This window comes from Synechococcus sp. PCC 7336, from assembly GCF_000332275.1.
Lineage (GTDB): Bacteria > Cyanobacteriota > Cyanobacteriia > Thermostichales > PCC-7336 > PCC-7336.
The window spans coordinates 679,839-692,865 of record NZ_CM001776.1 but is presented as its reverse complement, the minus strand read 5'-3'; the positions used below and the strand labels follow the sequence as shown (position 1 = coordinate 692,865).

Annotated in this window: 10 protein-coding genes; 1 reads left to right on the top strand and 9 read right to left on the bottom strand. The window is 51.1% G+C overall.

Features of this window, described 5'->3' with window-relative positions; genetic code table 11:
* Positions 1-411 precede the first annotated feature (411 nt).
* The 7 genes from cas5 to SYN7336_RS03355 form a co-directional block, all read right to left on the bottom strand.
* Positions 412-1,086, bottom strand: coding sequence for a type I-MYXAN CRISPR-associated protein Cas5/Cmx5/DevS (cas5, locus tag SYN7336_RS03390; protein WP_017324515.1), 675 nt, complete (start codon positions 1,084-1,086; stop codon positions 412-414).
* The gene (gene cas7i, locus SYN7336_RS03385) at positions 1,086-1,949 is read right to left on the bottom strand and encodes a type I-B CRISPR-associated protein Cas7/Cst2/DevR (RefSeq protein WP_017324514.1); all 864 of its coding nucleotides are present in this window, start codon (positions 1,947-1,949) and stop codon (positions 1,086-1,088) included. Before cas7i ends, cas5 begins: the two co-directional genes overlap by 1 nt.
* 192 nt (positions 1,950-2,141) lie before the next feature.
* A complete protein-coding gene (locus SYN7336_RS03380) occupies positions 2,142-2,534 on the bottom strand; it encodes an endonuclease domain-containing protein (RefSeq protein ID WP_071590732.1) in 393 nt (130 codons plus the stop codon).
* 66 nt (positions 2,535-2,600) lie between these two features.
* Entirely contained in the window at positions 2,601-4,031 is a 1,431-nt protein-coding gene (cas8a1, locus tag SYN7336_RS03375; protein ID WP_017324512.1) for a type I-MYXAN CRISPR-associated Cas8a1/Cmx1, read from the bottom strand.
* Entirely contained in the window at positions 4,031-6,316 is a 2,286-nt protein-coding gene (locus tag SYN7336_RS03370; protein WP_017324511.1) for a CRISPR-associated helicase/endonuclease Cas3, read from the bottom strand. The genes cas8a1 and SYN7336_RS03370 overlap by 1 nt, the downstream gene beginning before the upstream one ends.
* Positions 6,317-6,478: 162 nt before the next feature.
* Positions 6,479-7,108: a type I-MYXAN CRISPR-associated protein Cas6/Cmx6 gene (gene cas6 / locus SYN7336_RS03360; protein ID WP_017324509.1), complete on the bottom strand. Its 630-nt coding sequence runs from the start codon at positions 7,106-7,108 to the stop codon at positions 6,479-6,481.
* A 12-nt stretch (positions 7,109-7,120) separates the two neighbouring features.
* Positions 7,121-8,104 carry a YafY family protein gene (locus tag SYN7336_RS03355; RefSeq protein WP_017324508.1) on the bottom strand — a complete coding sequence of 328 codons (984 nt, stop codon included), beginning with the start codon at positions 8,102-8,104 and terminating at the stop codon, positions 7,121-7,123.
* Positions 8,105-8,440: 336 nt separating this feature from the next.
* Here SYN7336_RS03355 and SYN7336_RS03350 point away from each other — a divergent pair, with 336 nt between their 5' ends.
* Positions 8,441-9,334: a sulfotransferase domain-containing protein gene (locus SYN7336_RS03350; protein ID WP_017324507.1), complete on the top strand. Its 894-nt coding sequence runs from the start codon at positions 8,441-8,443 to the stop codon at positions 9,332-9,334.
* 78 nt (positions 9,335-9,412) lie between these two features.
* Here SYN7336_RS03350 and SYN7336_RS03345 read toward each other — a convergent pair whose 3' ends face one another.
* Together SYN7336_RS03345 and SYN7336_RS03340 are read right to left on the bottom strand one after the other, a co-directional pair.
* Positions 9,413-11,113, bottom strand: coding sequence for a DUF262 domain-containing protein (locus SYN7336_RS03345; protein WP_017324506.1), 1,701 nt, complete (start codon positions 11,111-11,113; stop codon positions 9,413-9,415).
* A gap of 53 nt (positions 11,114-11,166) precedes the next feature.
* Complete coding sequence (locus tag SYN7336_RS03340; protein WP_017324505.1) at positions 11,167-12,717, bottom strand: NAD(P)/FAD-dependent oxidoreductase; 1,551 nt, start codon at positions 12,715-12,717, stop codon at positions 11,167-11,169.
* Between the last annotated feature and the right edge of the window lie 310 nt (positions 12,718-13,027).

Genomic DNA, 13,027 nt, shown 5'->3' with positions numbered 1-13,027 from the left:
AAATCATTCTGCGCGATCGGGTGTAAGCTGCCGATCCGATCGACATGAGTTCGATGACGCCGAATGGCCCTCACCCCCAGCCCCTCTCCCAATTTTGATACTGCTGGCCAATTTAACATTTAGAAATATTGGCATGGTGCAAGTCCTCTGCATGGCCCTCACCCCCGGCCCCTCTCCCAAACTTGGGAGAGGGGAGAAACAGCCGAAAATCCTTACGGGGCCTTGTTCCCCTGCCCCCAAAGTTGGGGTAGGGGTTAGGGGAAGGGGGCCACAGGCATCTAGACAAATGGCCAATGTTTCGGAATATGAATTTCGCCAGCAGCATCAATTTTGGGAGAGGGGAGTCACAGCCGGGAATCTCTATTTGTGTCAAGTGTCTCTTTTCGGGCTGAAAGAGATATCGCTTAGGAGTTAAGCTCTAGTGCGCTTTTCAAGCTTGGCCTCTAACCCGTCTGCAGGATATGGCTCCTGGATGCTAACCCAACAGCAATCTTCAAATGTGTCAGATAGCGTGAAGCGCTGGAATGTGCCTCGCGTTGTAGATCGATCGATCCAAACGGGCAAGCCGATGAGCCCTCGCGGGTCTTTGACCAACCATCGAACCGAGCCATCGGACTCGCGATAGCTTCGTATGCCATTGACCATTGCCCAGGACTCGCCTAGGCTCAGACCGCCAAACCGCGAAATGCGACCGGGGGTTGTGAGGGCGATCGCCACGCGATCGGCTAGCGTCACATCAGCAGTTTCCTCTGTCGAGTTCAGCCGCAGAACCAGTCGCAACCCCGTCAGCAATTCTTGAAAATTAGGCTTTGAGAATTGAGCGCTGGAGTAAACCCCTTGGTGCTTTTTACTGAATTTGTGATGCCGCTGTTTACGAACAATGCGCGAAATTGGGACATCATCGCCAATGATGCCGATCGCCACCTTCACGCCCAAATGTGCTGTTAAATCTTCCTCACCCACCAGCGATAGAAGACATCCATAAACAGTTGATGGAGGCGGATAGCGATAGGTTTCTTTGTAGTCCCGCGCAAAACTGCGGGGGAAACTCGTACAGGGACAGTCGAGATACAGCCAATCTTCCATTAAGCTAGTACCCCCACTTTCGTCAGCCGCGCCTTTGCTGCATCTTTGGCTGCTTTTACCCCGTCGAAGACTTTGACATTAAGATTGCGCAACTTCTGACCGTAGGGGGTTTTTGCGACTTTTCCACCCACGACAACCTCTCCTGCATCAACATCGCCAGCTTGAATGACCCGCTCTAGCTCGGTACAGCCGACTTCCTCACCGATGCGCTTGAAACACCCCATAATCCAGGGGCTCGGGTCGTCCGTGACCCGCAACACGATTGACTCGGGACGAAATTCATACAGAAATCGCGAGTGATTGCCACCTACATGACGGATGCCCACTAGGGCTTCGAGTAATGCTCCAGCGCGTGCGGACTGCTTCAAATGTTCGGGCGTTAGGGCGATCGTGTACTGGTAGGCCGTACAGTGCATCTGGGTACTGTGGATTGATTTATTATCCTTTGCGCCACCCTTGGAGCCAAAGGCCACATCGCCCCAATAGGGGTCGAGACTCATCGCACGACAGACTTCTAGCGCGCCACGCCGCTTCACGGTTGCATTTTTGTTGTTCTTGTCCTTCTTGGCGTCCATATATCCGAACAGATCGTCGTCGATAAATTTCTCGGCGCTGCATCGTTCGTCTTTGAATTCATATTTGTCGGTATCGGGATCGAAGGTACGGTTGATTTCGCCGGGGTAGTGATGCTGGAAATATTCCCGCATTGCCCAGCGGATCGCTTCGGCGCTGACCGTGGTGTACTGGTCGTTGCCGCGCGTGATGGTTTGTAGTGTGGCTAGAGTGCTGCCATCGCCTTCTCCGCGATTGTTGGCGGCAACGGCAGTGGGAGTAACGATGGTGGCGAATAGATGGGTTGACATGAGAGTCTCCTAGAACGTGCTGGCGAGATTGCGATGGTGTGATGGGTCTGGCCCTCACCCCCGGCCCCTCTCCCAAGTTTGGGAGAGGGGAGATAGAAGTTGTCTTGGCTTGTTCCCCTTCTCCCAAAATTGGGAGAAGGGGCTAGGGGATGAGGGCCAGTGCAAGGTCTGCCAACCTTGACAGCAGTACCCCTAAGCCCCAGTCCCTGGGGGCGATCGCGATGTTGCTGCGCGATAGATCGCATCCAGAACTGCATCGAGATCGTTCAAAACCTGTTGGTTCGCGAACCGAATTACCCGACAGCCATAGGCTTCCATAGCTTGCGTTCTGGCTGCATCTACCTCTGTGCGATCGTCGTGAACTGCACCATCCACTTCGATCGCGAGCTTGCATGCCGGACAGTAAAAGTCCGCAATAAACCTGTCTATGGGATGCTGACGCCGAAAGCGCAATCCACGAAGCTGTCGGTTCCGCAATGCTTGCCATAAACAGGCTTCCGCAGGTGTTAGCTTTTTCCTAAGCTGCTTGGCCGCACGGTCGAGTTCTGGCGTAGTGCCGCGAATACGATTGGAAGTCTCTTTCATCATGACTACCCCGATACAAAGTCTGTTGAGTTAGGCCACATCCATCTCAAAGCCTTCAGCTTCTGTTTAATCATTGAGGTCGGCGTCGGAAATATCGGGGTCTGCTTTGCCCTTGCTTTCATAGGTGGCGATCGCCAACAAGGCTAAATCCCGAGCTTTGCGCCAGTTTTCATCGCTATGAATCCAGCTTGCGATCTGTATTCCCTTGCCCCGTGCTGCGCTGCTACGGTGTTGGCTGATAAAGTTCACCAGAGCTGACGCAAATTCTTGTTTTGTGCTCGGACGCTGCAATCGATAGATTGCCTTATCTGTGACCTGTCCGTAATCCAGTTTGCGCCCCTGCTTTTGTGCTTGCAAAATCTGTCCGCGCAGAAAGGCACTAAATGCCCCCTGTACCGCCTCGAATACAACACGTTCTTCATTACCGAGATTTTGAGTCATTTTCACTAATCCTTCTCGTTCGTAGAGTTGATTTGCTTTGCGAAACTCGTAAAAACCTACATACCAGGGCTTGTCTGTAATAAGGTTGTCTGCAATCCAGGGCAAGACAGTCGATACGGCAAACCAAGTATCCCCTTTGTTGTTAACTTTGACTTTCGCGGGGAAGAGTAGTCGTGCAGTTTTGTAGAGATTCAACGTTTCATCTGTAACGCGCACGCGATGGACGGCCTGTTTCAGATACGCTTGGTTCTTGTTCCAGGCTTGTCCGCCTAGTTGATAAACCTCGCAGTACTGAAACTTGAGTTTTTCCGCATTCTCAACTGTTTTTCCTTGCAGTAAAAACCTCAGTCCAGACTCTCCTGCTCCACTCGCGCAAAAATTCGCATACGTGCGACCGGATTGCTTCTGACGGCGCTTGATCGACTGTTTGAGGTTGGTCACTTCTGGAATGACCAAAGCCGATCGCAAGTTAGGCAGTTTGTAATACCCACAGGCTAAGGGAAGAAATAGCAGCGCTAGGAAGCCCGGTGGAGCCTCTTTGTACGCGCCGTTAACAAAGCATTCCAGCAACCCTGGCAAGTGATGTCCCTTCAGCGTGATTTCAGACTTGAATGTTCCTTTGTTAGTGAATGCATCTTTGAAATCGCGAGTGTAATAACAGTCGATGAGAGGTTTATAGCTGACGATCAGCTCTGGCTGCGCCGGATCGACTGAAAAACTCAACGACTGCAGGCTGTCCAACTTGCGCTGCTGGTTGTGTTGCAGCAGAGTAGACATCACACCCTGCGTAAAGGTATATCTTGCCTGTGGATCGAGCTTGAGTGCGGGAACATCCAGATAGCCATCTTCAACCGCATAGGTACGCTTAACGATCCATTCAACCGCCTCGCGATCGCTCCCCGACCATGCCAACCGAACCTCATCCTCTGTCACCTCCCACTCCAACGGCGCCTTCTCTGGCGAAAGCGAATCGAGCGCTAGCGCCAACCCTGCAATGCCTGCCCGATGAGGTAGCAAGGTATTGGGATCGAATAGTGAAAGCGTCATTTCAGTCATCAGATATTACTTCCTTTTGCTGATTTGATAGGGATCGCCCCCTTTTCCGTGCAGTAGTCCCATGCGTCCGAGGGCGCGACTGGAAACCCTTGATGGCGCGGCCATTGGCCCACCTGCTTGGGATTTGCAATCAGCGGCACGGCGTAGCGACTGAGTTGGCTGCGCCCTTGCTTGCCGAATAGAGGGCGATCGCGTTCGAGTAAACAGGTAATCGTCGCGCCACTCTGACGTAGCGGGCCAGGATAAGTTCGCCATTCCCCCTCTAGCAGTACTGAATGTCGCTCTGGCTTCAGCGTGAAGTCTTCTTGTTCCAGCCATTGTGCTAAATCTGCCTGACTGACATCCCCAGAAAACTCCTGCACCATAGCTAATCCGCGAGTTCGCTCGTCAGGACTGTAAGGGTGCTTTTTAAGATCGGCATAGAAATAGGCATCCAGAGCGCGATCGCAATACCGTCGATTCAACCTTCCCAAACGCTGAATCAGAGCCGCAGGGGGAGCAATCTGAGAAATCAGCAGCGTGGCCGATAAATCGAGCGACATCTCTGCCACTTGAGTCGCGATCGCTAACACGGGTTTCTTCTGTTCCTGCTTAAATGCATCCACTACCTCCCGGTGATGCCTGACCCGATCTTCATAGCGATAGCGACTGTGATAGAGCTTTGCATTTAAGCCTCGCCGCTGTGCCTCCTCATACACCGCCACAGCCGTACTGACCTGATTGCAAACCCACAGCACTTTCCCGTTCGACTTCAGTTCTGCTTCGACTCTCTGCCAGTTAGGCTTTTCCGCATCGTGAAACTGATATCGGGGTTTTGCCTCTACTTCTGCTGGCCCCGACACAATCGAGAGCGGTTCGCCCAATGCCTGTTTAATCGCGTCCAACTGCGGTGGCAAAAATGAAGCAGACATCAGCAAAACGGGTGCTTTCACCGTTTCCAGAAACCGCAGCAGCGCTCCAAATAGGGACTTATCATAGCAATGCACCTCGTCAAAAACGAACGCAGCATTCGCCAGTGCCGGGAAACAGTACATCGGGCGGCGATGACATTGCATCAACCCCAGCACCGCATCCACCGTGCAAACAGTCACCTTTTTTTCCCAAGCCTCAAACGAATTCAGCTTGATGCTCGCTTCGTTCTCCGTGCCATCGCCAGCTTCCTGCTCCTCTCCTGTGGTCGTCAGTTCTAGATTCAGCTTCGCTAGCTCCAGATCCACTGAGGCTCGCGAGTGCAGCAACACTGAGGCCACTTCATCCTGTACGTAGTCGATAAAGCCTTCCGTACTCGTCCCTGTGGTTGGGTAACAGAAAAACAGCTTGCGTCCTACCGCGTGCTGCTTTGCCCAGAAGTATGCGCCCACAGTTTTGCCCGTACCGCATCCTGCCCGAGCCAATCCCACCCGAGTTACGATCGCACCAAGCTTCTTTTGAAACTCACGCGGCTCGTTGTCTCCCAAGCGCGCACTGCTGATTCCTGAGATCTCTTCCAGTGTCAGAGTGTGGGTAATCGAGTCCTCGCGAATCCAGCGATCGAGCTGGAGATTGCTGTCTCCGATTGCCGAACCAATGGAATCCCCCGCTACCAGCAAAGCTTTGACAACAGCAGTCAGGACAGCATTGCAGTCCCATTCGAGAAAGAACTCTTCAATCTGCGATCTCCGCTGCGGCACCACATCTTCCGACCATTCAGAAATCGGATGCACTTTTAATTTGATGCTTGAGGGACAACCAAGCTGTTTCATTCCAAATCGCAACACCCGCTTGAAATCAGGATGATTGAGGTGGCAAGTCACACGATCGTCGCCGCACGAACGCATTTTGCCCAACTCTTCATGATTGCCAAAAGCATCTGTGCGCCCCATTTTTAGGTGGTGTCCGCCTGCAGCCGCTAAAGCAGTCGTGAAGTCACCATCTGCTTGCTGGAGCCAGTCTCGAAATTCCCAAGCCAGAAAGATAGATAGAGCTTCGTGACGCAAAAGTTGCGGCCGATCGAGCGCGTGCCGTTTCGGACTAGCATCAGGCATCCAATACCGAACTACACCCTGAAAATGGTCGCTCGTCTTCCCCCAGTCGTGCAAATATGCTGCCAGCCGCGCTGTTTTTCGAAGATAGTCGAGATCGCAGCCAAGATCGAACTGTTCGACAAGGCGATCGCCCAGTGTTTCCACCAAGAGCGTCACCGCTCGCACCACATCTGCCGTATGACCGGCCAAGCTATACGATCCTCTCCAGCGGCCTTCCACAGATTTTGCCAACAAGCGATCGGGCTTCAATTTAGCTGACATTCCTACATCCTTCTAGACGGCAAACCAGTTCAACAACCAACTGTCTACTCCCTTCCCTTCCCTCAAGAAAAACTTGGCAAAGGATCGAGATTTGAGGCTGTTCTTTTCCTCCCCTCTCCCAATTTTGGGAGAGGGGCCGGGGGTGAGGGCCATTCAGAGCTTTCACACTCCCTCCTTGACGGGATAAAACCAACCACAGCCAAAATGCTTCCTTCCCCCCAACCCGCAACGCTGAAGCGCGATCGAATCCTCTGCCTTTAAGTTCTCGACAACCACTCCAAAGCCCACCACCTGTTTGTCTTTCACCTTCAAGGCACGGCGAGCCAAGTCTCCATCTCCATTGCTATCAATCGCCACACTGGCCTCAATTTCCAACCGCGCCAGAGCTTTCTGACATGACTCCAAAAAATGAAACGGCATTTCAGAATGGTCGATCGCCTCTAACTTAATGGTGACCAAACGAGCTTTCAGTACCTGAGATGGCTCCAACAGAGCAATCTGGGGACGTACCAACCGAATCAAATGACCCTGAATATCTAAGACAGAATTTTGGAGCTTGCGATACCACTCTTGAACTTGTTCTGCCGGACATCTCAAGCGCAGCTTCGAGCGCCGATCGAGATACACCATGCCGTGGCGATCGGGTATTCCAGGCACGCTATACAGCAACACATCTGCAGGAAAGTCCTTCCCTTCTAGCACCGTCTTTTTCAATGCAGAATAGAGTGCATAGCCATGATCGGCAAGCAATGTTTTGCCTCTTAAAGAAAATCGAATTTCGAGAAAATTCACATTGACCTCCCATCAATCTGCAACCGGACAATAGAGTTTGCACATTTGCTCGACTTCCCCCCTCACCATCTCCACCAACTCCGGCGGTTGGAGGACTCTCGCCCCCCTGCCATACCCCAACACCCAACGCTTCAAGTCATTCATGCCCCCCACCTCCATCTGCAACGTCAGCGAGCCATCCGAATGCTCTTCTAGCGCTTGCGAAGGATGCCAGCGCCGCTCCCGAATAAACGGCGCAGTCGCAGCATCGAACCAAATCCTGACCACCTGCGCAACACCGCCCACCTCGTGCTGAAAGATCATCGCCAAATGGTCGCGGGCATCAAACGTCGGATCGCGCTGAAACAGTTCCTCCAACACCTGTAATTGCTGAATTCGATCCACCCGGAACCAGCGGATTTCCTTCCGCCGATGACAATATCCAATCAAGTACGGATTCGTACCGCGATAGATATGCAGTAAGTAGGGGTCCACCTTGCGCTCGTTATAGACATTCCGGCCTGCTGTGTAGTACGTCATCCACACAGAGCGAGATTGCAAGCAGGCTGTTTCTAGGCCGTGCCAAATCGCCGGATCGAGGTCAATCTCAGCCCCCGACCGAAACAGAATCTGCTCGTCTGCCATCTGCTGTAAATCCACCCATTCCTGCTCGGGAAGTCGAGTCGCCAAGCGCGCGATCGCCGATTCTAATTGCCTTTGGTAGACCGACCCCGAATAAGCTTTCAACATGCGAGCCCCCAATGTTAGGGCAAACAACTCTCCATCTGTGATGGGCACTGACGACAGTTGCCAACTTGTCTCTGTGTAGTGATGCCCCCGACTGCGCGAGTATTCCAACGGTGCGCCAAAGCGATCGCGTAGAAAGGCCAAATCGCTGCGAATGGTGCGATCGCTGACCTCGAGCTCTGCTGCTAGTGTCTTTGTGGTGTGTCTGTTGGCGCTTCTCAGCAAGGCATCGAGGTGCAAGAGCCGCTCCAAATAGCGAGGCTGAATCACAATTGGGTACCGTCTGACCGATCGCAATGTTAGTCGAGCAACCCGGCAAAATCACTTCCGCCTTCAAAAATTGGGACAATGCCTCTAAAACTCCCAGAACCAGCAATCGAGTTAAAAATTTTAGCTCTACCGTTCCGGTTATGTTGTCCGCCGCCCAGAAAAGTCCAAAACCCTTATCCAGCGAGGCTTCTATGAGATCTCGTCCATTAAAGAAGAGTGTTTTGCCGTCAACCCAACTGCCAACAGGGCTTTGAGCCGCTATCGGAGTTGGCCTAGCATACTAAGTCCGGTAGAGCCTATACTTACCAATCAACGTTGAGAATTAAGGAAATTGCCATGCGCCTGCCAGATTTCATCATCATTGGTGCTCCAAAGTCTGCGACTACGACTCTTGTTTCTTGCTTGCGCAAACATCCCCAGATTTTCATCTCTACGCCAAAGGAAATTGGCTACTTCTCTCGCGATTATCTGTATGAACGCGGATTAGACTGGTACTCAAACTTTTTTAAAGAGGCTAAGCCCGAACAAGTCTGTGGAGAAGCATCAACCGAATATTCCGGCAACTTAGATCGAACCAATACCGTAGAAAGAATGTATTCAGCCATACCCAATATCAAGTTACTTTATTTGATGCGGCATCCAGTTGACCGAGCTTATTCTCATTACCTTCACAAGATGAGAGCGCTCGAATTGCAGGGAAAAATTAAATCGGGACAAGGTATCACTTTTGAAGACGCCATTGAAGAGCACAAAGAAATACTGGACTTCAGTCATTATATCAAACAAATCAATCGTTATCTGTCTGTATTCTCTAGAAGCTCGTTTCATTTTGCTTTGACTGATGATTTTATTGGAAATATAGATGAAGAATTGGTTGCTATTTATGATTTTCTGGGAATAGATAAATATCCGAAACAGCTTGACATGGCCGTGGAAAAACACTATTCAAAAACCATCCTAAACGAAAGTGTAACTCGGTCTAAAGCTCTTCAACCTTTAAGATCGATGCCTGGATACAGGCAAATTCTCAATTTCTTTCCTAAAGAAGTAAAAGATCGCATTTATGAGTTTGTAAAAAATAGCTTCTATGGAAATCTAATTGAAAAACAGAGATTCATTCCCTTTCCCATGCTCCCAGAGACTCGCCAACATCTTCTGAACCTTTTTTCTGGTTCAAATCAAGAGCTTTCTTGTTTTTTGGGAAGGGATTTGTCTGCTTGGTCTCGCTGATCGGCAGATATAACATGTTGAGCATCTCGAATTCAAAACTTTTCAATACTTGAATTGAAAACAAGATATTTTTGAAGACTACAAAAAATCAGATCTCCAGATCTCGATCGCTCTTTTGGCCATATCTTGCTGACGATTGAGAATACTGTCTGGCGTCCACTCTTCAGCCGCAATCTCTTGAGTCAAGTTATATGCACTTTTGGCGTATACATCCTGTTTGGCTTGATATGCGTCATTCCCGACTCTACGATTAAAGTTTGGCTCTAAGGGGGTGAGATTGCCAAGTCGATATACCATATCCTCGATTTCATCATCGGTAAAATTGAGTCTCCATTCGTTGGAAGGAGATTCGGGTAGAATATGCTCAATTGAAAAGCTGTCTTCATTATCAACTCTGCTCGATCGATCTGCCTCCAGCTTGGTGAGAATATATCTAACCAGTTTTTTCTTTTTGCCTTTTGTAGAGATGGCAAGAAAGCTGAAGTCTTGCTGGAACTTCTCGTCGGCTACATAAGCTGGGCGTAAAATCTCAAAAACCTGTCTGGGACGAGTAATTTCTTCAGACGCGATCTTAATGGCGACGCTATTATATAAAGACTCTAATTCGTTGGGATTTAATCCACTGACAACACTATATCGAAACGAAATTATAGAAGTAAGTTTTAGAAGGCGGATGTAATCTTCGGCGGAAAATTTTTGATATGCCGCGAATAGAGCTGGATATGCTTGCTTGACGCGAAAAAGAGCCAGCTCGCGCACATATTGCCTGCTTTCTGGCCTATCGATCCAGAATTCATCATTAGGGTTCCCCAGAGCGATGAAGAGACTGCTGTAGTTCTCAAGCTGGTCGAGCAATTCAAATGCCGAACGTGCATCTGTCACCGATCGCCGAACCATCTTAAACAAACGCCCTCGCCTTACCCTGGTATGTTTGAGGCTGAGATAATATCTCAAAAACTCTGGAAACTTCTCCATCTGAACCGTATTGGCAATTCGTCTCCATTGCCTTTGGGCTTCGTGTAGATCGTCTGGCCCGCGAAAAAGAGAAAAGAGATAGTTTTTTAATAGATCTGTAGAACTGAGCTCGATTCCGCGAGCATTCAAGGTCTCAAATACAGTGTATGCATTGAGTTCATCCTCAACATTGATTTGTATAAATAAGAGTCTTTGTGCGATAGTATCTGTCAGAAATTCAGCCAATAGAACTCCTTCTTTTAAGATCTCAGTAAGCTCATCTAGTTGACGAGTGGAATATTGAAATGTCTTCCAAAGTAGTTGATTGGATTTTGAAAGAGAGCGAATATTCAATGGTTCTCTAAGGTTGATTAAGTTGCTTTGATAAAAATCATTGTTGTTTTCATTCAAGAGTAGTTTGCTAGAGTAACGTAAAGAGCGAGGGTCTTTATCTCCTAAGTAAGTTCGTTTGAGAATTTCTTGGCGATCTCGATTGGCATCTTCCTCAATACCCTGTTGTACGAGAAGCCGAATTTTTTCGATGACAGCAATAGCAATGATGCTGAGGGTGGCCAATCGCTGTTGGCCGTCGATGACGGTAAATTCTTTGTCAGATGTGCCCGAGCTCTGTAAAACGATGGCTCCCATGTAGTGGCTAATACTAGGATCGCGATGCAATGAGAGAATGTCTTGCCAAAGATCTTCCCAGTTTTCCTCTTGCCAGGAATAATCTCTTTGAAAAGGCGGCACTCGATAAATTTTCCCATTGCTAATGAGATCGCCAAAGCTGGTCGTTCGAGTGTCTAAGAGGTTTACGCGAGCCATATATTGAGATAATGCATTCTGAGTTGAGATGTTTACAGTCCAACACCTTCTATTCAACTATGAAAGTCTCCGCCAGAGCCGTATTTCCAGGCTTGTAGGCGCTGGTGCCAGCGATATCGGGATTTAGGCGGGAGCGAGTCGATCTGGGGGAGTAGGGCTTGGCCCAGCGGATTGAGGAGGCTGTAGGTGCCCAGAGCCGCGTAGTGGCGGGTCCAATCCAGAAAAGCGGGCAGGCCCACTTGGGGAAGGATTTTGAGGGCGATCGCCGGGTCGATGGCCGAAGTGCGCAGCAGGGCTTGGGCGAGGGCGGGGAATTGAACGACATCTTGTAAGAATGGCTTGAGAACATCGTCACCAGCTTGTTGCATGGCTTGGAAGACAGCGATGAGAAGGGTGTTGATGCGATCGGGGGGGAGCTTTTGGTTCACTCTGGCGCTCATCGATCGCTGAAACAACCAGGTGACGGACAAGTTGGGCTGATACGGTTGCAGCAGCGCCAGATCGCTCTGACTGAGGCTGTCGCTAGACAGGGCTTCGTCAATCCCCTTATCTAACCTCGCGAGGTGGCGCAGCATGGCTCCAAAACCGCCGAAACTGAGGGGAGACTGGCTGCCGCTGCTATCGCCGATGGGCAAAACGCGATCGCTGGGGGCTGAGAGAGGACTCTGGCGGTAGCAAGGGAAAAAACCGAACAGAGCGCGCTTCCAAGTGAGTTGGGCCAGCTCGATCGCCTGATAGTCTGGCAGCAAGCGCAAATACTCGTCGAAAAATGCTTCCAAACTGGGGCGCTCTGGGTGGGCGTCCAGGTAGGTGAACAGGTAGGTCGTGCGGCCATCGCGGGCGGGAAATGCTTCCCAAAAGTACTGACATTGGCGCTGCAGGGGGGTGAAGGAGACTAGCAGATCGCCGCTTTCGTTGGCGGCGTAACCTCGCGCGCAGGTGCCGACAACAACACACACAGCGTCTGGTGTCTGGCCGCAACGGGCCTGGCGGGCGATCGGGGAAAAGTGGCCCATCGCATCGAGCAGGAGTCGGGTTTTGAGAGGGGTTTCGCCCGCTTGCACGCAGACGCCATCGGGGTGAATGGTGGCACGGTCGAAGGGAGTCCGTTCCAAGAGCGTCCCGCCACTGGCCAGGAAGCGAGTTTTGAGGGTTTCTAACAGAAAGACGGGATCGACGCCAAGATTGAGCACGTCGCGCACCCAGATATCTTCTCCCCCTAGAAAGCTGAGGCGCACGGGATTAAATTCGGTGGCGATCGCCTGTTCCAATTCCGCTGGCGTCAACAGCTCCAGCTCGACCAATACCTCCAGCTCGCGCCGCGAGATATTCCACTCCTGCTCCCGCCCTTTTAATGGACCGCGCTCGATAACCGCAACCTTCCAGCTCCGCCGAGCCAAGGCAGCCCCGATCGAAATGCCCAGCGTACCGCCAGCAATGACAACATCCCAATCCGGTTCGCCGAGTGGTGCGGAACTGTTGGTCACAACCTCGGGCACGGTCAGTGCCCCTTGCCGCAGAGCTGTCCAGCGGGCATCTGCTCGCTGCAAGTTGCTATAAGTGTTTCCCGGTAAGGTTGAGAGAATTGCTTGGGTGAGGGTCATCGGATGGCAACAGTACGTGGCTCGCAGACGATACCGATCCTAGTTCGGCAGACAGCGATCGCGCACATCTTTGGCTGGCAGCACGGGGGGATAGGGGGAGATGAAAGTGCTACGATGGCCTGAATACGGTGCAGTCGCCTAGCTGAAGATATGCGCGGGACACCAGCTAGGGCAAGACTTCCAGCGTAGGACGCGAACGATAGTGCAGGCAATCTGTAACGAGGGACAGCTGTGACCGCTCCGACATTATCCGAACCGGATGTCCGAGTTCAGGAGAATAAAGCCCCAGCCTCTGGCCAGATCGGCGATC